The sequence below is a fragment of the Tropheryma whipplei str. Twist genome, assembly GCF_000007485.1.
In the GTDB taxonomy this organism is placed as follows: domain Bacteria; phylum Actinomycetota; class Actinomycetes; order Actinomycetales; family Microbacteriaceae; genus Tropheryma; species Tropheryma whipplei.
On record NC_004572.3, the window covers coordinates 777,519 to 798,118 of the forward strand.

Sequence of the window (20,600 nt, forward strand, 5' to 3'; positions counted from 1 at the left end):
CTAGTATTTATGGATTGCGTCATGCAATGAGGTTTGCTATGCTTGTCACCGGTTATTTAAGAGGGAATGGGGTGATTAGTTAAATTGATGAATGGAAAGATACTAGGCTCGGTGACACCTTGTCGCGTTTTGGCCCGCGTGGCCCTTCTTCTCCTCCTATCATCCCTACAATATGAAACAGCCTTTGCCAGACAGACACCTCCTGCTCTATCCCTCCTATCATCTGTTTCATCTACATCTGTTTCATCTAATACCAAATACACAAGAGTAAGTAATACAAATACACAAGAAGTATGTGTAACAACTAACACAAATGTATCTCTCCTAATAGATCCTGTTACAAGCAGTACAAAACAAACCCTGTCCTGCACCCCATCTCTCTTACCCCAACCACAGACACATATATATGTCCCATACACAGATACATCCTCATACCTATATGTCCCATATATAACCAACACACATATATCTCTCTATTACACAGATAAGAAAGCAGATCCATCATCTTTCCTAACCTTCCCTCATACAGACATAGCAACCCCATACGGAGATGAGAAAGTAATCTCCATAACAAAGACAACAACCAATCTCATAGCTCTCCTAACAACCCGTAACATCTTCTTCTTTGACATACATGTAACAGAGAAACCAAAGATAACTGTTCCCATACACAAACAGATAGATAACACATATCTCTCAGACATACCATCACTCAGAAACTCCAGATACACCTTCTCTCTAACACACCCAAACAAAGACATAACCATAGATAGATACACCGGACAGATACATCTCTCATCCCTACCAACATCTCCCATAACAGCCATAGCCATAAACAGAGACACAACCACCCATATCACCTATGCAATAGATACACAATATAGACAAATTCATCTTGATCCTCCTAAGAAGCCCCGCAAGAGAGATGTGACACCTGTGACTAATACTGGTGTCTGTGCTGCTCAGACCTATTCCCCTACCTATGCAACAGAATCTCTAGAGGATATGGCCATTCGTGTGACAAATCCAAGCTGGAAGGCTTCCTCTTATATATCATCCTCATACACCTGGTCTGTTCCTCCTGACACCACAGCACCCATTCCTCCCTCTCCATGTGGTCCAACCAAGAAATGGTCACCGGGTGACTGGACACCTACCTGGGTTACCCATCCAACTCCTGTTGACTCCTACGCAACAGAGTCTCTGGAAGATATGATACGTAAGTTTAAGTCACAGTTAGAGAGTCCAACAAAGAAATCCTTTAGTGCTATAACAGGAAAAACCTTTGACACAAAACCTCTCCTGCGTGGTGGTGCATACTTCCCAACATCATCCAAGACAGTTGGGTTCTCCACTACGGTTTGGATAACAGCACCTTTGTCTTCCATTGACCTTAATGTGCCTCTTACCAATGGTATTCAGACGGATGTATTTGTATATCTTGTATCTGGCACATTCACCTATACCTTCCCCACCATCGGTGCATTCTTTACAACAACCCCAAGCAAGGGAACCATACGGATTGCCTGGGTCCTTCCTGCCTATGACCCAACCTGGCATGTGCCATTTACAACAGGTGGTATGTATGCCATATTTGACGGGTCCTCAGCAACATTTCGTGATCTTCTGAATGCATATTCATCTCTATCGGCATCCTTTACGACCGATACAACCTTCTATGCCTCTAACTCTGGGGATATAACTGTTACAGTGCCTCTTACCAATGGTATTCAGACGAATGTATTTGTGCATCTCTCCTCTGGAGGATTATCGACAGTTGTTCCGCTCATGACTGCATACCTTACTGCTTCCTCTGAAATCAGTAAGGGAACTATCGCAGCTGCATGGGCCGCTCCTGCCTATGACCCAACCTGGCATGTGCCATTTACAACAGCTGATCTGTATGCCACTTATGACGGACCAACAGGTGAACTGGTTGGTGTGTTTTACACCCCATATACCATAAATAGGACAGTATCGCGTGGTCAAACTGTAAGTCTTAGTCCTCTTCCTACCGGAACCTATTCATTTCCAACATATGTGTCTTATGCAACAAAGCCTGGAACTAATCGAGTGCCTGCCTATTTATTCATGAATCCTACCAATGGTGCGCTGGTTGGTTCTGTGTATCCCTATGTTGCCCAGGGTCAGTATCAGTTCCCCGTTGCTGGTGCTGTATATAACCTGCATGTTACAGGTAAGAATAAGCGTCCTAAGAGGGAAGCTGCTGCTCCATGTAGTCCAACCAAGAAATGGTCACCGGGTGACTGGACACCTACCTGGGTTACCCATCCAGCTCCTGTTAACTCCTATGCAACAGAGTCTCTGGAAGATATGATACGTAAGTTCAAGGAGAGTCTCAAGGCTGCTTCATAGGCCAGAGTAGCTGTGTAATCCAGAGAAGAACACATTCACGATTGTAAAGTTGAATATAATCGTTGTAAATCCTATCAAGGAGAGCACAGAGGAACGAGTTCCCCTCCATCCTGCCGTTGCCCTGGCGTGTATGTAGGCCGCGTAAAGAATCCAGATAGCGCCGATCAAGACACGCGTGTTGCGCAGCGGTCCCTGAAAACAGCATGGGGATCAATCTTTTTCCTTCCTGCAAGGCCTTCAAGATCTGAAGAACTTGCAATGTGCAGACTGCTCATCCCATTAGAAATTGCGGCATTCCGTATACGCTCAGAAAACTCATCCTGCATTTGTTTCTTTATCTCATCAATGCGGTGTTGTTGATACTCACGATAGGTAGTCGTTGTTTTCCCAAGCAAATAAATTGGCTTTGGCAGCTTAGATGGCCGCCAGGCCTTTTGGAAAGATGGTTCTTCAGAGGAAATCGGCAGCGCCCGGGTGGGGCGTTCCGGCTTCTGTTGCGCAGAGCGCATTCTGGCTTTCGCGGCAATATATACGATTCGCAAAGCCAGCAGAGTTGATACTAATAGTACAAACAAAAATGTAGTGAATAAAACCCAGTTTCCCATTGCTATACCAAGCACAATGGGCAAGCATGAGAAACACAAGGTTATAAACACAGCCCGCCGAAAAAAGAATTTTTTTGAATTAAGTTGGCCGGTAAACTGATGTCCGGAAAACTCAGCTCTGCAATTAACAAACTTCCTATAAGCTTCTTTTTCCCTCGCGCGCAAAAGCTTTAATTCATTCTTCGCCGCTCTCACATTAATCGGGGCAACATCTCGTTCTATAAAGGAGGGAGATGAAAAAACATCATTCCTTCGGGGAGCCCACGGGACAAAATATGCAATCCACAGCAATACCGCAAAAACAACAATAAGTCCCCCGCCCCAGGCTTCCATATGCATACTCATAGCCTAGGCTAAAATGCAGCCTTTCCTGGAATTCAGGAGCGCGTGTCCGGTAGCATTTCTCTATGTTCACAAAACACGCTATAAGACAACTTATTCGTGCCCGGCGGATTTCTCGCGTAAATTTACAAAACAGTTATATCTGCAATAAGGAACATTTAGGGCGAAGTCTGACCCTGGCAAGAAATTTACAGATCGTGACAGAAAAGGCAAAATGTATTACCTGTTATTTACCGATAAAAGGCGAACCGGACACGAGATACTTTATGACAAGCAATAAACACCTCAAAGTGCTGTTGCCCGTCATTATTGACCGTCAGCTGTATTGGAGAATATGGCGTAATGCAAAGGAGCATCAAGGGCCATTTGGCACATTCCATCCAGCTGGTAAAAATCTGAGTAAGCATTTCCTTGACAAGACGGACGTTATGCTGATTCCAGCCGCTGCGGTTGATAAAAGAGGGTATCGATTGGGCTGGGGGAAGGGATATTATGACAGATATCTTGCTAGGGTGAAACGCAGCATTCCAGTATTTGCCGTTGTTTTTGACAACGAGATATTCGACGAAATACCAATAAACGATTGGGACAAGAAACTAACAGGTGTTGTTACAGAAAAAAGGATATTGTATTTTTCTAGGACACATAAACCTCAGGTTCGCACACGCTCAAAGTAAAAAAAGTCTGCCCCTTTATCGCGGATAACAATATGTTTTGGATCCGCGATGTTTGTGCCGAAACCGCATAGCGCTCACGAATAGTATTGTGCAATACACCTGTGTTGAACATTGTCAGTTCTGCAATACATACCGTTGTGCAAAGCAAAACATAAAGCAAAATAAGTGTTGCATCCTCGGTTGGCGTAACCGGCGATATCAAACGCCAAGGGCGTGTTTTATGCGCCCAGCAACCTCGTCGGGAGAGGTGAAAAGCTCAAAACTATGTACTTTCATATAAATCCAACCCAGCTCCTCAAGAGTTCTCGGGCGTAACGACAACGCATCATGTAGATCATCAAATGTGTTATCAATATCAACAGCAACTGCACGGTTGGCGTAACCGGCGGCAAGTGGTAACACGGCGCAGTAGTTCACTCTCACCTTGATCCCAACCAGCTCAAGTCTCCTTGCCAAATCATCAAGCATAGACCCGGCAGTTTCAAATGATGAATCTGTATTGAGGGGATTGTAGCTTGATAAGAGCTTCATAAGCAAAGCTGGACCCTTTTTTAGGCGCTTGGTGTCGATCTTCTCAGGTTGAAAACATCCAACTATGTCAAGACATCTTCTGGCACGGGTAAGGGCAATAGCAATGAGCTTTTCACCATCGTCACCGTCAAGAGGGCCAAAACCCGACATGACTCCACCTATAGGAGTTAGACCATACCCCAAGGTAAAGATAACACGATCGCGAGTGTACGAAAGTGCCTGCCTGGGATCGACAACGATAAACGGTTCAGAAGACTTTTTGGCAAGCAGCTGATCGTCATATTTTTTTAGCTCTTGACGGATACGCGTTGCCATTTTAAGGCTGGGTGTAACTACCATACAAGACTCATCTGCAATATGCTTAGCGACAAGACTTGTGACAAAATTAACCTCGGCATCAACCGCCTCTACAAGACTTGTGACACGATCAGGCAACCCTGTTCCGTCGGGTACATAGTGGAAAGTTACACTTTGCTGACCAAGAAAATTACCCGCCCACGGAAGGCCGGTTATCTTGTTCTTATAGAATCCGGAGTTAGCAATACCAATTAGCCCATAAGGGCGATGACTATTATTCATCTCCAAGCTTGGCAGAATCTCAGATAGTTTAGAGAATAAAGATTCTTCCTGAGTATCACGCGAGGTAAAGTACGAAGTTTTTCTCGGGTAGATCTCTTCATTAGCTCCAAAACTAGCTATATCAAAATGCTCCGGAAATTCAGTAATCGGGTCTCCGAAGGCAACAATTTGCTTGCCCCTTGACACGATGCCGAGACTTTCAGCGATAGACAGCTCGCCGGCACCTAAGACTATAACCGTATCAAAATCACAACTCAGCTGATGTACAGAGTACGGGGAAGCAAACCAAACCGGTGACAGAACCTTTGCAAGGTTAGGAGCCTTGCCAAATAATTTCTCCGGCACCAAATGCCCTTTGAGCAAAAGATCCTTTAGTTCAATGGCTTCATCGGGATAATCAACCAGGGCAACTTTCCAACTTTCGGCCATATTCCAAGCCAGAAGAGTGCCCGCGGCAGCCATACTTGCCCTGTAAACTAATTTGAAATCTTGCTCAAGTCGCTCTATAACAGACGTATTACCACCGAGAAGGGCGGACCGGTTTTTGAGAAAAAACTCAAGCACTGACTGCCACCACGCCAAATCAAGTTCGTCAGATACACGAGATGGTGGCACATGACGGATTGACAGATCTTCAAGTAGATCCCCGATACCTATTTCGCGCAGCTGATCCCTAATATCAGTGCGTTGTTTTATATGTTTTATAGATTCGGAGTCGGCAGCCAGGCTTTCGAATATTTTCATCAGTTCGATGCGTGGCACGTTCATTAAGTGTAGGTTTGCAAACAGTTTATTCAATGACGCGATATCGCTCTTAACTTTTTCGAACATGACCTTTACATCTGCCACGCCAACGGGAATCTTGGGTGTTGTACCGGCCGGAGAGTAGCGATCCCACAGAAGCCGTAATTGACGTATCTTTACGAGATTGTCGTGCAACCCTTGTACCCTCACTCCGGGCAGGAGGTATTCCCTAACGAGTTTCTTAAGTTGTCGCCTTTTACCTGAGGATAACCCAGGCGACCTGCGCCTTGGGGAAGTTGCTTCAATTAACTCTTCGAGTGACAAGCCGAATATTTCCGGGCGGAAAATCTCCAATATATCTCTGCTGTCTTGAAAGCACTCTAGGATTGCCCTTAGTTCATCCAGTGTCTTAAAGCTACGCATGTTTGTTTGGGAAATCAAAGCATCCGATTTATCAAACAAAATTGGCAGACCGATTGCGAATAAGTGTTTTGCAAGGTTATGAGCAGCAAGTGCATCTTCGTTGGTTGCAAAGCTTATGCCATACCAGAGTGAATCACCAGGCCCACATTCAAACTCGCCTAATTCGGCTGTTTTTCTCAAAAGATCAGCAGCCTCCCCCTTGCGGCGGGATAGCTTCTCTAAGCTACCTTTATCAAAGCGAACGGCACTTGATGGCGGGTGTTCTAGAAGAGACAAATATGCAAGCTTTTCAATAGCGTCAAGCGGAGAAACACCAATAGCATCGTCTTTACCATGTAAAGCTCTGCGATAATCAAGCAGAACTCTACGTAGCCTCACCAGGGCATCGTTTACCTCAAGCATGTGCAGAGGCCTTGCGCCTTCATTACGCCTTATGGAATCAATAAGGTCATGCCTTATCCTGGGGATAGAGACCCCAAGACCGGCAAGGCCAAGACGTCTCAGATGGTTACGTATGTCATTAAAGTGGGCTTGCCGCGCAGAAACAACCAACACTCTTTTGTTGTTAGCCAGCATTCCACCAATCACGTTTACGACCGCTTGTGTTACCTGTGCCCCAGGAGTTGTACGAATAGCAAGAGATCTTCCTTCTAAGATTGCAGAAACAACTAGTTTTTGCTCGTCATCTGCCTCTAACAGAAGTTGGTTACTTGCATCTGGTAGTTTGAGTGATTTGTCTGTCCTTATCAGGTCTAACTCTTCGCGCCGACCGATTAGCGCAGAGACGAATGGATTGTCAGTTACCTTCTGAAAATCAATAAGCATAGATCTAGCCGGATGAAAGAAACAGGATACGACAAGACGTGGGAAAACCTTGAAATCATCAATGCTGGATGTCATCAAACGCAGATGCTCAATAACAGGCTGTGGTTTAAAATTTCCTGACTCTGTTGCAAGCGTTACGAAGCTCTCAGGGTCAAGCGAAATGCCATACTGTTCTAACAGCGCCACCGACAGTTCTGCATTGAAAACAGGATATCCCATTAGTTTCATCTGAAAATCATTTCTGTAAACTCGCATAGCCACGGGCTGCAGAAGAACAGGTGCACAGTAGCCAACTGACTTGAATGTCCACTTCGTCAAACCAATTGCGAGATGTATGGAGTGAATACCACGAAAACTGAGTAAATTATTACCCTTTGCAACAAGATTTGATGCGGCCTGCCGAGCCTCTTTGAGGGCAATTTCGTCTCTCACGAGATGAGAAAGTAAAACCGTTTTACCTGTTACGAATTGGGGTATACCGCCGGGATGGGCTTTTGATAATTCTATTCCGCTAAGACCAGAGTCATGGTAGTGCAGAAGCGGATTTATGCCACCGAGTGACGCAATTTTTCCTTCCAAAAAGCCGTTTAGGGTGAGGATGCCGTCAGTATGCACAAGCCAATTTTAGACCCTACCCATCTTGTGTTCGGTAAATGCTTCCGCACTATTTTTCCAGATTGTAAAAATCACTTTCCTATTTACCTAAATCTGCGTGGTGTTATATACCTATACAAAATGTACATTTATAAAATGTACATTTGCAATGGCGCACCTGAAGTGTGCTTACAAAGTGCTGCGCGAATTACGCCTGACGGTGTGATATATTGAGCTTCGCTTATCTTGTGTAGCGTGGCACCACAAGCAGTGAGAAAGTGTAACCAGTTGTTGACTCGGCGAAAAGTTGTCGAAAAGCTGAAGAATTGGCTGCTTTATAACAAGCCTTCTGTTAGACGTGGTGGATTTAAAGGTCCTTATGGGCACGTAGACTGTGGAAGGCACCCTTGGTGGCAGATTATGTGCCTTTCGGGGGTTGACTATTTTTCTACCCTTGCGTATCAACCGGCAATCGCTGTTGCGGCGGCTGGTGCAGTTGCGCCGGTTGCGACTTTCTTTTTGGTGCTTGTAACACTTTTTTGTGCCTTGCCTATTTATCGAAGAGTTGCAAGAGAAAGCCCATTAGGGTCTGGGTCTGTTGCAATGCTTGAGAGGCTGATTCCCTGGTGGGGAGGCAAACTGCTTGTACTGATTCTACTTGGGTTTATCGCAACCGATTTTATTATTACAATCACCCTATCTGCGTCTGATGCGGGTGAGCATGCTGTGCACAGTCCGTATATCCCATTTTTTAGAGACATTAACCCGCTTGTAATTCCGATTATTCTCATATCTCTTCTTGGCGGTGTGTTTTTGCTTGGATTCAACGAAGTGACGCATGTTGCGGTTGTATGTGTTTTTGTGTTTCTTGGACTTAATGCAATCTTAATCTCTGTTGCCATGACTCATTTGGAGCCATCTTCGTTTTCTGACTGGGGAAGTAAGTTGCTTGCCGGGGCTGGCGGGGACCCATTTATGGTTATTGTTGCTGCTCTAATTTTGTTTCCAAGCCTCGCATTAGGGCTCAGCGGGTTTGAAACAGGTGTAACCGTTATGCCGCATATCCGCAACTCAAGACAGAAAAATACCTGCAATGGATGCGTGAAATGCGGTCAAGTTCCTAACTATTCTGAGAGAATCAAGGGCGCGCGGCGGCTATTGGCTGCGGCAGCATTAATAATGAGTACATTTCTCGTATTCTCCAATTTGGTAGTCACACTGCTTATTCCCTCACGGGAGTTTGAGGATGGTGGAATGGCCAGCGGTCGCGCGCTTGCGTATTTAAGTGAGAAGTATCTGGGGAGCGATTTTGCAACAGTCTATGACATGAGTACAATAGCGATTCTATGGTTCGCTGGTGCAAGTGCCATGGCAGGCATGCTCAACATAATACCCAGGTATCTAACAAGATATGGCATGGCCCCCGCGTGGATAAAACATGCAAAACCCCTGATTATTGTTATAACCGCAATCTCACTTTCAGTTCTGATAGCTTTTGACGCAAATGTGCACAAACAGGGTGCGGCGTATGCCACTGGGGTTATGGTTCTTATAACCTCGGCGTCTGTTGCTGTCACCCTGTCTGCTTTGCGTAAAAAACAAAAATTTGCTGCAACCGGTCTTGCGGTGGTTAGTATTGTCTTTATTTACACAACGATTTTAATAATTACTGAGCGCCCGAACGGCATGCAGATTGCAATGACCTTTATTCTTGGCACAATATTGATTTCGATACTGTCCAGGCTGGTTAGGTCATTCAATATAAGGGCAACATCTATTACGTTCAACGATTCCGCAAAAGCATTTGTCAGTCAGGATGCAGATGACTATGGGGTAATACATATTCTTGCAAAAAAACCAGATAAGCCAATTACAAAATCTGAATATCATAACAGAGTTCAGGATGAGACACTGCACAATAGGCTTTTGCCCGGCTCGCCCGTAATTTTCATTGAAGTATTGCAGTCAGACTCAAGCGATTTTGAGGAAGACCTGATTGTCGAAGGGAAAATAGTCGGAGGACACCGCGTTTTGCGGACAAGCAGCTGTAACATACCAAGCGCTATTGCGGCGATTTTGTTAGAAATACGCGATATAACCGGTGTTACACCGGATGTGTATTTCCATTGGACCGAACGCAATCCGGTAATGAACACTCTTAGATACCTAATAACAGGAGGTGGTGAGATCGCCGCAATTACGCGCGAAGTGCTACGTGAGGCCGAACGCAATAGTGAATGCAGGCCCGTTGTTCATGTGAGCTAATTGCCACCCAGTAAACGGTTTACTGGCAGCGACATTAACAAAGATGTATAAGCATTTCACCCATTAACCTGCCTCCACAAGGGTAGATATGGATTATCGACTTGACAGGTAATATATCGCAAAGCCTGTTCAAGGGCCGATTGCGCCTGAGCATTTAACTGTGATACACCCAGGATAATCACGATAATCCAGAGATACGACACAAATCCGTATCGTATTACACAAAACTCCGGCAAAATATAAACCCCACTCACGCATATTCCTTTTACGGGCACGGATACAGTGAGATATAATGAGATATGTTTATGCATTGCCTTGATATCTGAAGGGGTAAGTAAAAATGAAAAGACCTGCTGCTGTATCTGTTGCCGGAGGTTTGACAGGCTTTGTCGGCGGCGCAGTGAGTGGTTGTGTTTTGGGCGGCAGGCTTGTTGATGATCTTGTCAATGGGTTTAATGCTGGATTTAACGCCGTTGGTGACTTTGTAGGAAAGCTATTCGGATAGGCTTATGTCGACCTTTGAAATAAAGATGCCGTCTAGATTACAAAGGCGGCTTATCATACTTTTCATGCTGTCGTTCCCTTTCATGTCGCTTTTGCCGATTTTGCGTGGTTTTGATTGGGCAACCTACAATCTCATTTTCTCGAGTATTGTCGCGGGCTCTGTCGGTATGCTCATTTTCTCGCTTATTCTAAGACTTCTTGGTTTCTCTAAATTCTTTGCTGTTAAGGGTCATTTGCCGCCATCCCTTAACCGGCAGTGTCGTATGTTCTTAATGTTTTTGGGGCTTCCTGTTGTTCTTTTTCTTGGGCTGAACCCCGTGTTATGGCATTTTTATGGCAACCCTTTTACGTCATACTTTACTTCCGTGATTTGGGTCATAGCGCTTGTTGGTTATGAGGCGGCCTCGCTAGTCAATCTGCTTCGCTGGCGCGAAACGGCACATTAGGCGCGGTCTTAAACGCGTGACTGCGCTGACTTAGCGAAAGCCCCCTGTTGCGCAAGAGGCTTTCGCTAAGTCAGCGTTACAAGTATTGTGTGTAAAGAGATGTTTCTTGCATAAGGTGTATGTCATACATTTATAATGTTGTAACGTCGAGCTCTCTAGTCGTCTCGACATATTATTCGAGTCGTCATTCTACAAATGCGCACTGACCGAATACAGACCAAAAATCTTACAGTCTATACAGACGCTTAGTGCACACGCTTCTTCAGGGTTACTCTCCGCGGGCTTTGCGAACAACCTCTTCGGTAACAGACTTCGGGGCTTCCGCGTATCCATCGAATGTCATAGAATAAACAGCACGTCCAGAAGTTTTCGAACGCAAATCACCTATATAGCCGAACATTTCAGATAAGGGAACCCTAGCCTGAATAACCTTTATTCCAGAGGAGTCTTGCATAGACTGTATATGCCCCCGACGGGAATTCAGGTCGCCTATAACATCACCCATATACTCATCAGGTGTTCTGACCTCAACAGACATAATCGGTTCAAGTAAAGTGGGGTCAGCACGTCTAGAAGCCTCTTTGAAGGCTTGGGATCCAGCGATACGAAATGCCATTTCAGAAGAATCAACATCGTGATAAGCACCATCAACTAGAGTTGCCTTAATCCCAACAGTTGGATATCCTGCCAGAACTCCAACCTGCATGGCATCTCTGATACCAGCATCAACGGAAGGTATATATTCTTTTGGAATCCTGCCACCTGTTACCGTATCAACAAAGTCATATGTTTTCTCACCTGTCACCTCGAGGGGTTCAAGGGTTATGATAACCCGCGCAAACTGCCCAGCGCCACCAGTTTGTTTCTTATGAGTATATTCATGCTTCTCAACCGTCCGGCGAATTGTCTCGCGATATGCAACCTGTGGGGTTCCGACATTCGCCTCAACATTAAACTCCCTGCGCATTCGATCTACCAAAATATCTAGATGCAGCTCACCCATACCTTTTATTACGGTCTGACCTGTTTCGGGATTTTGTTCGGTTTTGAATGTCGGATCTTCTTCAGCAAGTCTTTGAATAGCCAGACTAAGCTTCTCCTGATCAGCCTTCGTTTTAGGCTCTATTGCAACTTCAATAACCGGGTCCGGGAATGTCATGGACTCAAGGATTATCGGGTTATCTTGATCGCAAAGCGTATCTCCTGTGGTTGTATACTTCAGGCCTATTACAGCATAAATATGCCCAGCAGACATTTTCGGAACTGGATTTTCTTTGTTTGAATGCATTTGAAAAACTTTGCCAAAGCGTTCTTTTCTGGACTTTGTTGAATTAACAATTTGCGAGCCCGCCGGCAAAGTTCCTGAGTAAACACGGATATAGGTCAAACGGCCAAAAAATGGATGCACGGCAACCTTGAACGCCAGTGCAGAAAATGGCTGACTTACGTCTGCCAAGCGCTCTTGCGGGTTATCGGCATCGACACCAGTAACCGGAGGAACATCAAGAGGAGACGGAAGGTAATCAACAACCGCATCGAGCATCGGCTGAACTCCACGGTTTTTAAACGAAGAGCCACATAAAATAGGATAAAGGCTACCCGAGACTGTTAGTCTTCTAATAGCCGATTTTAGCTCCGCAACTGTTATTTCTTCGCCGGAAAAGAATTTCTCGAGAAGTGCCTCGTCATTCTCCGCAACTGTTTCAATAAGCTTTTGCCGGAACTCATCAGCTTGTTGTTTTAGATCCTCCGGGATGGGCTCGACAGCGTATTCCGCACCCATCTTTACATCACCCTTTGCATCCCCGCGCCATGTTAGAGCACGCATTTCAACAAGATCAATTACGCCTTCAAAAGTCGATTCGCTACCAATCGGAAGTTGTATAACAAGTGGCGTTGCGCCAAGGCGGTCCACCACGGTTTTAACCGTAAAATGAAAATCGGCGCCAATTTTGTCCATCTTATTGACAAAGCAAATCCGGGGCACCTTGTATTTATCGGCCTGCCGCCAAACAGTTTCCGACTGTGGCTCGACACCTTCCTTACCGTCAAACACGGCGACCGCGCCATCAAGGACACGCAACGACCTCTCCACCTCAACGGTGAAATCAACATGCCCGGGGGTATCAATAATGTTTATCTGATTCCCACCCCAAAAGCATGTTGTGGCAGCTGAAGTAATTGTTATCCCTCGCTCTTGCTCTTGTGCCATCCAGTCCATAGCTGCGGCACCATCATGGACCTCACCAATCTTGTGGGTGATTCCGGTGTAAAACAAAATGCGCTCTGTGGTCGTCGTTTTACCGGCATCTATATGCGCCATAATGCCGATATTCCTGACCTTGGCGAGATCCTCTAAAACTTCCTGTGACATCTCACCTCGATCCTGGCGTTATAAACCAAATGCGCCTACCAACGATAATGCGCAAATGCCCTGTTAGACTCGGCCATACGGTGAGTATCTTCCTTACACTTGACTGTGGCACCAACACCATTCGATGCGTCGAGAATCTCAGAAGCTAAACGGTCGACCATACTCTTTTCTCTGCGCGCGCGAGAATAAACCGTGAGCCACCTTATCGCTAAGGCATCGGCACGATGTGAGCGCACGGGAACCGGCACTTGGTAGGTTGACCCACCAACACGACGACTCCGAACCTCAAGGCTCGGGCGAACATTATCGAGGGCTTTCCTCAAAACAGAAACAGGATCTTCACTAGCTTTCATAGAAACCTTGTCCAGCGCCGAATAAACAATTCTCTGCGCCAGAGATTTTTTGCCAGAAAGCAAAACCCTACCTATCAACTGGCTTACTACACGGGAGGAGTAAACGGGATCCTCCGGAATCTCCCGCCTTACAACAGGACCCTTCCTAGGCACTACTTCTTTTCCATCTTCGCGCCATAACGGCTACGTGCCTGCTTACGGTCCTTTACGGCCTGCGCATCCAGGGCGCCGCGGACAACCTTGTACCTAACGCCAGGCAAGTCCTTCACCCGACCGCCACGGACCAGGACAATCGAATGCTCTTGCAGGTTATGACCCTCACCAGGTATGTAAACCGTAACCTCGGTCCCATTCGACAGCTTTACACGCGCAACCTTTCTGAGTGCAGAATTCGGCTTCTTAGGAGTTGTCGTATAAACGCGAGAGCAAACACCCCTCTGCTGAGGGTTACCGCGCAACGCAGGGGATTTTGTCTTATTGACCTTCGGCCTCCGACCTTTCCGGACCAACTGTTGTATCGTTGGCAAAAATCCCCTCCAGAAAACACACTAGATAAACACACAAGGAATGCTCAGCGAAGCTGATTGTAGCCTCTTTGAGCACTTTTGTCAAATACAGATTTGCCAAGGACACCCTGTGAATCTGGGATCTAGGCGCTATCCGTTTTTGCAGATGGACCTGCCGAGCTGGTGGTCGATTTGGCACATGAAGCCCTATGCACGAGATTGCGAATGCGTCGAGACATATTAACCCCCAACAGAATGAGCGCCAGTGCGAGCAGCAAAGTTACAAAAAACCCGACCGGTCCCGGTGTGACGATATCAGGGTCCAGTGCGAGCAGCAAACCGCAATGCATACAGATCAAAACGAGAATATCCTACCAAAATACGGGTTTACACCCAGTGCGAGCTAAACTCAACATACGTTCCTTGATGAGAGATGTGTATCTCCTTGGGAAATAAAGCAAGTTTAGAATTATCTAACTTACCTGATATACCGAGAACAAAATGTCTCCGTGCAATTTGCGACCATGTAATTTGTAGCAGGGAATCATAAATAACGTAGACTCACCATGGTTTTTAATTGCCCTGGATGAATCGTGAAACAGGGATTATAAACACAATACATATGAGGTCGTAGTATCCTCGTCATCGTGTCAATTTGTAACACATCAACACAGAGTGTAAGTGCGCACTAAAGGTGAATACAATTTCAAACAGATATAGCAAGCCACTATCAAGAGGCATAAAAATTGGTGCATCCGTAGTGGCGCTTTGTGTATCCGTTCTTCTGATTGCAATCTTCAGCCTGATGACTCGTCCAATTGGGAATGATTATCACACAACTTCCTTTAAGGTCAAAAGTGATAATGAAGTTATCGTTGAGTTTAGTTTCACCGGCCATATCCCAACGGTTTGTGCCGTAAGGGTCCTCGGGCGTGATATGTCGACCGTTGGATGGAAGGTTGTTCCTGTGCTGTCGCCACATATGGAGGTGGGGTTGAGAACCACTAAGGTGGCTCATCATGCAGAAATTGAGAGCTGTAGGAGGATATATGCCGAATGATTCTGAAACATGGCTCAGTAAGGAAGCGCATAGTGTGCTTGTTGTTGAACTCGAGGAATTGGTTACAACAGGGCGCAAGGAAATTGCAAAACGTATTGAGCAAGCAAGGTCTGAAGGTGACCTAAGGGAAAACGGGGGATATAGCGCTGCGAAAGAGGAGCAGGCTCGTATTGAGGGAAGAATTCAACAGCTACAGGACCTTCTGAGACACGCCCGTGTGGGTCAAGCTCCGAAGGCAAGGGGGGTAGTTGAGCCCGGCGTAGTCGTGACAGCCAGAATCGGCGGCTCGGAAAGGCGGTTCCTGCTGGGGAACAGAGAAATAGCCCATACTTCGTCACTTGCAACCTACAGTGAATCCAGTGCCATCGGGCAAGCAATATTGGGCCTAAAAGAAGGCTCTGAAATTGAATGTAAGTCACCGACAGGAGCTCTTATAAAGGTAGCCATTTTGAAGGTTGAGACATATGAGGGTCAATGACATATGAATCCCGTAAAAATCGGTAATTTTGCTGCACACTACTGTTGTCAAGTTGTAACTATTGTCAAGTTATACGGTACTGGTGTTTGTTAAAACATTACTCAGGGGTTACAATCCCAGAACTTCAACTACAAACCCGGAATCTCGAAGGGCACGGACAATACTCTGAGAATGCTCGTGGCCACGGGTTTCAAGGTCGATGTCCATAAAGACATCACCGAAGGAGATGCGACCATTGTCATCCGTGTAGTTACCACGTGAATGATTGACAGCAACAACATTAGCCTCGGCTTTTGCAACAACTCTTGAAAATTCAGCCAGCTGCCCGGGCACATCTTTGAGTTGTGCCCGTAAGGTTAGCCTCCGAGACCTGAGTGATAGCCCCCGGAGAATTATCTGGCTCAAAGTCATTGGGTCGATATTACCGCCACTCAAAACAATCACTGTTGACCCTTTCAGATTTGTGATTTTTTTACTTAGAACAGCTGCGGCAGCACTGGCAGCGGCAGGTTCAACTATTATTTTTGAGTCTTCAAGCAGGGTGAGTATGGCGCCTGCAATTTCGTGATCACCAACTTCGACAAACCTGTCAACGAAACATCTCGCGAGTTCGAATGTTATCTTTCCGGGTTTTGGAACCGCTATCCCATCTGCGAAATGTGAGGTTATATTTACCTTCACTGGCTTTCCTGCAACCATCGATTCTATAAAAGACGCCGATGTTTTTGCTTGAACGCCAACCACCCGTATGCCAGACTTGGCCGGCTGTTCTAAGCCACTTTTTGTGAAGATCGTTCCGCTGGGATTCTGCGCCAGGGTAACGGCAGAGGCAATACCAGCCACGAGTCCTCCGCCGCCAGTTGGCACAACTACCGTTCTTAGATCAGGAACCTGCTCTAACAGTTCGAGGGCAATTGTGCCCTGGCCGACAACAATATCGCGGTGATCAAATGGCGGGATAAAAACGAACTTATGTTTTTTTGCATACCGTCTTGCCTTGAGTATGAGGGTTTGAATATCACCCTGATCTAGAATAATTTCCGCACCGTATTTTTTGGTTGCGTTGTACTTTGGCAGACTAACACTGCTTGGCATAAAAATAACTGCCTTGATACCTATTTGTTTTGCAGCATAGGCCACGCTCTGTGCATGATTCCCAGCGCTTGCGGCAACGACAGCAGTCGATCTTTTTTTGAGGTTGTGAAGATAATTGAACACCCCTCTTATCTTGTAGGATCCTGTTATTTGCAGGTTTTCACACTTAAAATAAACGGGAGACCCGACAAGGTCTGACAGCATAACAGACTGTATGACCGGAGTATGCACAACGAACTTGCTGTGCATTACTTTCGCGGCCGCGCGAAAATCCTCAAGAACGATACCGTGGCGCACGAATTAATCTCTAGCTTAATGAGCGAGCGTTGGATTCATAAGAAGTATTGATCGCTTCAAAGAAATTTACAAGCTCAAACGTGTCATTTGCAGTTGCCATCCACTTTGCGGGGTTTGTGACATTATATTCGGGATCAAAACCAAGCTCCTCCAGGCGTCTATCAGCTAGATACTTGACATACTGATTGATGTAACCACTATTCAGCCCAAGGATTCCGTTTGGAAGAAGGTCATGGTTATACTCCTCTTCCATCTCTACACCAGCAATAATCATTCCTCTTATTTCATCAGCAAAGTCGGAGGTCTGTAAATCTGGGTTCTCCTCCAGTACGGTAAGAATCAAGTTTATGCCGAATTTAAGATGAAGAGATTCGTCGCGAACAATCCAGTCTATGAGTGATCCAAAATTACGAAGAAGATTTCTTTGTCTAAAGTACAGAGCAGCCATAAACCCGGAGTAGAACCATATGCCCTCCAGAACTACGTTGTACGCAACAAGGTTACGGATAAAATCTCTTTTACCCTCAGTTGTTGTTATATCCAAAGTCTCTTCGGTCATCCTTCTTATATATTCAACTTCAAATTCTTCTTTGCGAGCCATTGATGGAACTTCAATATGCGATGAATATGCCTCTTCCCGATCAATCGGAAACGTTTCAAGGACATATTCAAAGCTCATGCAATGATTTGCCTCTTCCCACATTTGTTTTGCAAGGTATAAATGACATTCTGGGGCGTTTATGTACGGATATACACCAAATGCTAGAGCTTTATTTACCAGAAGCTCGTTCGGATTAAAGTAACTCATCAGGAAGGTGACCGCGTGCTTTTCCTCATGTGTCATTTTCTTAAAATCTGCTATATCTTCCCCAAGCTGTATTTCGTTTGGAAACCATGTGTTGGCGACAGCCTGTTCGTACAAATCCATAGCCCATTGGTACCGCACTGGCTTTAGAAGTAAGCCATCTTGTATACCAGTTCCTAAAATTCCCATTCCTAACCTTCCATCTGTTTAATTTACGTATAGAGATCTTTATTCTGTTCAGCCACGCAGTTTATGTGCGTAAAATCACCCATGCAAATGTGTTACTACACATCTTTATTCTTTGAAAATCCAGCAAACCCTCTTCTGTTACCACCCTCAGTTCTCTTGTTCACCTTAACCGTTGACTGTTCTGCCTGATGTCTTGGCTTCATGTGCAAATAATAGGTTGTTTTTAGGCCCATTTCCCAAGCTGTTGTATAGACTGACACCATGTCGCTTATATCTCTGCTTTCAAGGTACATATTTCTACTAATTGCCTGATCTACCCATTTTTGCGCCCGGGCAGCAACTTGCACAAACGCGTACGGAGAAAGCTGAAAACTCGTTTTGTAATTTGCCTTTATTTCGCCGGGTATAGCATCTATCTGCTGGATATTCCCCTGGCTGCGCAGAATATCCTCTCTAACCCTCTCCCAGAGACCCCTACGCTTCAAGTCGAGAACTAGATTCTCATTTACTTCCAGAAATTTACCAAAAGAAGTGCTACGACTGAATATCTGCGAAAACTGCGGGTCTAATCCTGGAGTTGTACCTGCAACAAGGCCTATGGATGCCGTTGGTGCAATAGCCAAAAGGGTTGCGTTTCTTATACCATTCCTAACCCGTTTACGGAGGGAATCCCAGTCGAGCCTATATGATGTATTTACTGAAACCGGCACGCCCCTATTCTGCGACACAATCTTTATAGAATCTATCGGAAGCATTCCTTTTGACCATCGGGAGCCATGAAAATTTTTGTAAGGCCCCCTCTCTTCAGCTAAATTACAAGACTCATCAATCGCCACAAAGGAAATTTGTTCCATTAGTCTATCTATCAGGTCAAACGCCTGTTCGGATTCATAGCTGTACCCCAAGCGCTCAATAAGATTGGTGAACCCCATAATTCCCAGACCAATAGCTCTGTTTAGGTTGTTGGAATTATCAGACTCTTTTACGGATGAGCAAGTTATATCAATAAGATTGTCAAGCTGTCTCACGGCAAGCCTTGTACTCTCTTCAAGCAACTGCCAATCAATTTCCCCGTCGATCAAATGGCGCGATAGATTTATCGAGGCGAGATTGCAAACTGACACATTCTCCCTATCTTGCGGGAGACATATTTCGGTACATAAGTTGGAGAGGTGTATTGTGCCGGTGTTGTTATTGAGTGCCCTCAAGTTAATCGTGTCCTTGAATGTAATCCAGGGATGACTTGTTGTCTGTAGACTCATAAGTATTGCGCGAAACTGCTCTCTAGCACCAAGTTTCTTGAACATACTTAGCCTGCCAGCTTCTGCCTGATTCACGTAATATTCATATCTTTTACTAAACTCCGCCCCGTACAGCTCGTTGAGATCTGGCGTCTCAAGGGGGTCAAACAAATACCATTCCCGATCGTTTATAACCCGCTTCATAAACTCATCGCTTATCCAAACGGCCGTATTTGCTGTACGGGTTCTTCTGTATGGATCACCCGAATTTTGCCTTAGGTCAATGAATTCGGGAAAATCCATATGCCAGTTCTCCATATAAAAGCACAATGCGCCGAATTTTTTACCACCACGAGAAACTGCGCGGAGAACAGAATCAATTGTATGCATAAACGGTATAGGTCCAGTTGAGCGAGTGTTATTGCTTCTTATTGGGGATCCCTGCGCTCTTAGCTTAGTTACACTAAGGCCTATTCCGCCCGTGCCCTTTGTAAGCAACATAACATCTCGAGTGGTCTTCGCAATATGTTCTATGTCATCTTGCATTTCCATGACAAAACAGTTTGACAACTGAGGTGTGCAGGTACCGGCATTCACAAGAGTTGAACCCGCAGCCAAATACTCGAGTTTGCTCATTTTTTCATAGAACTTTAAGGCTGACCCTGTGGGGTCTTTCTCGAGCACAGAAAGGCCCATGCTAATTCTCATCCATAGATACTGTGGAACTTCAAGATTCTTTCCCGAACGTGCTCTTATTCCATATCGATTATTCAGAGTTACGAGGCCAATGTATTTGAACAGGGTATCCCTCTGTGGATCAAGCGCACGAGAAAGTCGATCATAGTCAAAACGCCCATCAAGGCGCCTGTCAAGGATTCCTTCCTCCACCCCTTTTTCAATAAATCCACGAAAGTGTTTCACATGCAGATCGCGCAACTGGCAGCAATTTTTGTACTCCCCGAGGACACTTCTGTATATGCTCTTTAGCAAGAGGCGTGTTGCCACTCTGTCGTACACTGGATCATCTTTTACGTTTTGCAGAGCAACTTGGATCAGTGATTCGTCCAGCTGACTTGTTGTTATTCCGTCAAACAGGGTCAACTCAAGTTCTGATGAAAGCTGCTCGGTTATTGCATCACTCGACCCTGAGAGTGCCTCCTCTATGGCTGCGCAGACCTTCCTAGAATCATACTGCTGTTTTCGACCATCACGTTTTACAACTGTAAGTGACATCTATTATCCCTCTCTGAGAAACACTTTGCTAAGCGGAATAGATACTACTATATATCGT

At 45.5% G+C, this 20,600-nt stretch carries 16 protein-coding genes and 1 pseudogene; 7 read left to right on the plus strand and 10 right to left on the minus strand.

Going from position 1 to position 20,600, the window contains the following annotated elements:
- Window positions 1-87: 87 nt before the first annotated feature.
- Window positions 88-2,376: a WND domain-containing WiSP protein gene (locus tag TWT_RS04690; RefSeq protein WP_080502106.1), complete on the plus strand. Its 2,289-nt coding sequence runs from the start codon at window positions 88-90 to the stop codon at window positions 2,374-2,376.
- Here TWT_RS04690 and ccsA read toward each other — a convergent pair.
- A pseudogene (ccsA, locus tag TWT_RS04695) lies at window positions 2,371-2,532 on the minus strand (cytochrome c biogenesis protein CcsA); the annotation flags it as partial. The gene TWT_RS04690 and the pseudogene ccsA sit on opposite strands and share 6 nt — an antisense overlap.
- A gap of 8 nt (window positions 2,533-2,540) precedes the next feature.
- Window positions 2,541-3,314 carry a hypothetical protein gene (locus TWT_RS03780; protein WP_230440496.1) on the minus strand — a complete coding sequence of 258 codons (774 nt, stop codon included), beginning with the start codon at window positions 3,312-3,314 and terminating at the stop codon, window positions 2,541-2,543.
- Between the two features lie 74 nt (window positions 3,315-3,388).
- Between TWT_RS03780 and TWT_RS03785 the strand changes: the two genes are divergently transcribed.
- The gene (locus tag TWT_RS03785; RefSeq protein WP_011096627.1) at window positions 3,389-4,000 is read left to right on the plus strand and encodes a 5-formyltetrahydrofolate cyclo-ligase; all 612 of its coding nucleotides are present in this window, start codon (window positions 3,389-3,391) and stop codon (window positions 3,998-4,000) included.
- 198 nt (window positions 4,001-4,198) lie between these two features.
- Here the strand turns inward: TWT_RS03785 and TWT_RS03790 are convergent, their stop codons facing one another.
- Window positions 4,199-7,717, minus strand: coding sequence for a DEAD/DEAH box helicase (locus TWT_RS03790; protein WP_011102721.1), 3,519 nt, complete (start codon window positions 7,715-7,717; stop codon window positions 4,199-4,201).
- Window positions 7,718-7,942: 225 nt separating this feature from the next.
- Here TWT_RS03790 and TWT_RS03795 point away from each other — a divergent pair, with 225 nt between their 5' ends.
- Complete coding sequence (locus TWT_RS03795) at window positions 7,943-9,961, plus strand: APC family permease (protein ID WP_011096629.1); 2,019 nt, start codon at window positions 7,943-7,945, stop codon at window positions 9,959-9,961.
- Between the two features lie 56 nt (window positions 9,962-10,017).
- Here TWT_RS03795 and TWT_RS03800 read toward each other — a convergent pair whose 3' ends face one another.
- Window positions 10,018-10,215 (minus strand): hypothetical protein, encoded by a 198-nt coding sequence (locus tag TWT_RS03800; RefSeq protein ID WP_033800024.1) that lies wholly within the window; start codon window positions 10,213-10,215, stop codon window positions 10,018-10,020.
- 86 nt (window positions 10,216-10,301) lie between these two features.
- Here TWT_RS03800 and TWT_RS04920 point away from each other — a divergent pair, with 86 nt between their 5' ends.
- The gene (locus tag TWT_RS04920) at window positions 10,302-10,466 is read left to right on the plus strand and encodes a hypothetical protein (protein ID WP_011102724.1); all 165 of its coding nucleotides are present in this window, start codon (window positions 10,302-10,304) and stop codon (window positions 10,464-10,466) included.
- A 4-nt stretch (window positions 10,467-10,470) separates the two neighbouring features.
- Window positions 10,471-10,911, plus strand: coding sequence for a hypothetical protein (locus TWT_RS03805; RefSeq protein ID WP_011096630.1), 441 nt, complete (start codon window positions 10,471-10,473; stop codon window positions 10,909-10,911).
- Between the two features lie 268 nt (window positions 10,912-11,179).
- Here TWT_RS03805 and fusA read toward each other — a convergent pair whose 3' ends face one another.
- The 3 genes from fusA to rpsL are packed head-to-tail and all read right to left on the minus strand — an operon-like array spanning window position 11,180 to window position 14,165.
- The gene (fusA, locus tag TWT_RS03810; protein ID WP_011102725.1) at window positions 11,180-13,285 is read right to left on the minus strand and encodes an elongation factor G; all 2,106 of its coding nucleotides are present in this window, start codon (window positions 13,283-13,285) and stop codon (window positions 11,180-11,182) included.
- 35 nt (window positions 13,286-13,320) lie between these two features.
- Window positions 13,321-13,791: a 30S ribosomal protein S7 gene (gene rpsG / locus TWT_RS03815; RefSeq protein WP_011096632.1), complete on the minus strand. Its 471-nt coding sequence runs from the start codon at window positions 13,789-13,791 to the stop codon at window positions 13,321-13,323.
- Window positions 13,791-14,165 carry a 30S ribosomal protein S12 gene (gene rpsL, locus TWT_RS03820; RefSeq protein WP_011096633.1) on the minus strand — a complete coding sequence of 125 codons (375 nt, stop codon included), beginning with the start codon at window positions 14,163-14,165 and terminating at the stop codon, window positions 13,791-13,793. Before rpsL ends, rpsG begins: the two co-directional genes overlap by 1 nt.
- Window positions 14,166-14,838: 673 nt before the next feature.
- On the opposite strand from rpsL, the gene TWT_RS03830 reads away from it, so the two are divergent.
- Window positions 14,839-15,204 (plus strand): DUF4307 domain-containing protein, encoded by a 366-nt coding sequence (locus TWT_RS03830; RefSeq protein WP_011096635.1) that lies wholly within the window; start codon window positions 14,839-14,841, stop codon window positions 15,202-15,204.
- Entirely contained in the window at window positions 15,194-15,682 is a 489-nt protein-coding gene (locus TWT_RS03835) for a GreA/GreB family elongation factor (protein WP_011096636.1), read from the plus strand. The genes TWT_RS03830 and TWT_RS03835 overlap by 11 nt, the downstream gene beginning before the upstream one ends.
- A 108-nt stretch (window positions 15,683-15,790) precedes the next feature.
- On the opposite strand, the gene ilvA is transcribed toward TWT_RS03835, so the two are convergent.
- From ilvA to TWT_RS03850, 3 genes are all read right to left on the minus strand, one after another.
- Complete coding sequence (ilvA, locus tag TWT_RS03840) at window positions 15,791-17,074, minus strand: threonine ammonia-lyase (protein ID WP_011102728.1); 1,284 nt, start codon at window positions 17,072-17,074, stop codon at window positions 15,791-15,793.
- Between the two features lie 10 nt (window positions 17,075-17,084).
- The gene (locus tag TWT_RS03845; protein ID WP_011096638.1) at window positions 17,085-18,068 is read right to left on the minus strand and encodes a ribonucleotide-diphosphate reductase subunit beta; all 984 of its coding nucleotides are present in this window, start codon (window positions 18,066-18,068) and stop codon (window positions 17,085-17,087) included.
- Window positions 18,069-18,163: 95 nt separating this feature from the next.
- Window positions 18,164-20,542 carry a ribonucleoside-diphosphate reductase subunit alpha gene (locus TWT_RS03850; RefSeq protein WP_011096639.1) on the minus strand — a complete coding sequence of 793 codons (2,379 nt, stop codon included), beginning with the start codon at window positions 20,540-20,542 and terminating at the stop codon, window positions 18,164-18,166.
- Between the last annotated feature and the right edge of the window lie 58 nt (window positions 20,543-20,600).

What these genes read in the sequence shown, in the direction of transcription:
- TWT_RS03785 (WP_011096627.1), top strand. Translation starts at nt 3,389, where the DNA reads ATGTTCACAAAACACGCTATAAGACAACTTATTCGTGCCCGGCGGATT.
- TWT_RS04920 (WP_011102724.1), top strand. Translation starts at nt 10,302, where the DNA reads ATGAAAAGACCTGCTGCTGTATCTGTTGCCGGAGGTTTGACAGGCTTT.
- TWT_RS03805 (WP_011096630.1), top strand. Translation starts at nt 10,471, where the DNA reads ATGTCGACCTTTGAAATAAAGATGCCGTCTAGATTACAAAGGCGGCTT.
- fusA (WP_011102725.1), bottom strand. Translation starts at nt 13,285, where the DNA reads ATGTCACAGGAAGTTTTAGAGGATCTCGCCAAGGTCAGGAATATCGGC.
- TWT_RS03850 (WP_011096639.1), bottom strand. Translation starts at nt 20,542, where the DNA reads ATGTCACTTACAGTTGTAAAACGTGATGGTCGAAAACAGCAGTATGAT.
- TWT_RS04690 (WP_080502106.1), top strand. Translation starts at nt 88, where the DNA reads ATGAATGGAAAGATACTAGGCTCGGTGACACCTTGTCGCGTTTTGGCC.
- TWT_RS03845 (WP_011096638.1), bottom strand. Translation starts at nt 18,068, where the DNA reads ATGGGAATTTTAGGAACTGGTATACAAGATGGCTTACTTCTAAAGCCA.
- TWT_RS03835 (WP_011096636.1), top strand. Translation starts at nt 15,194, where the DNA reads ATGCCGAATGATTCTGAAACATGGCTCAGTAAGGAAGCGCATAGTGTG.
- TWT_RS03780 (WP_230440496.1), bottom strand. Translation starts at nt 3,314, where the DNA reads ATGGAAGCCTGGGGCGGGGGACTTATTGTTGTTTTTGCGGTATTGCTG.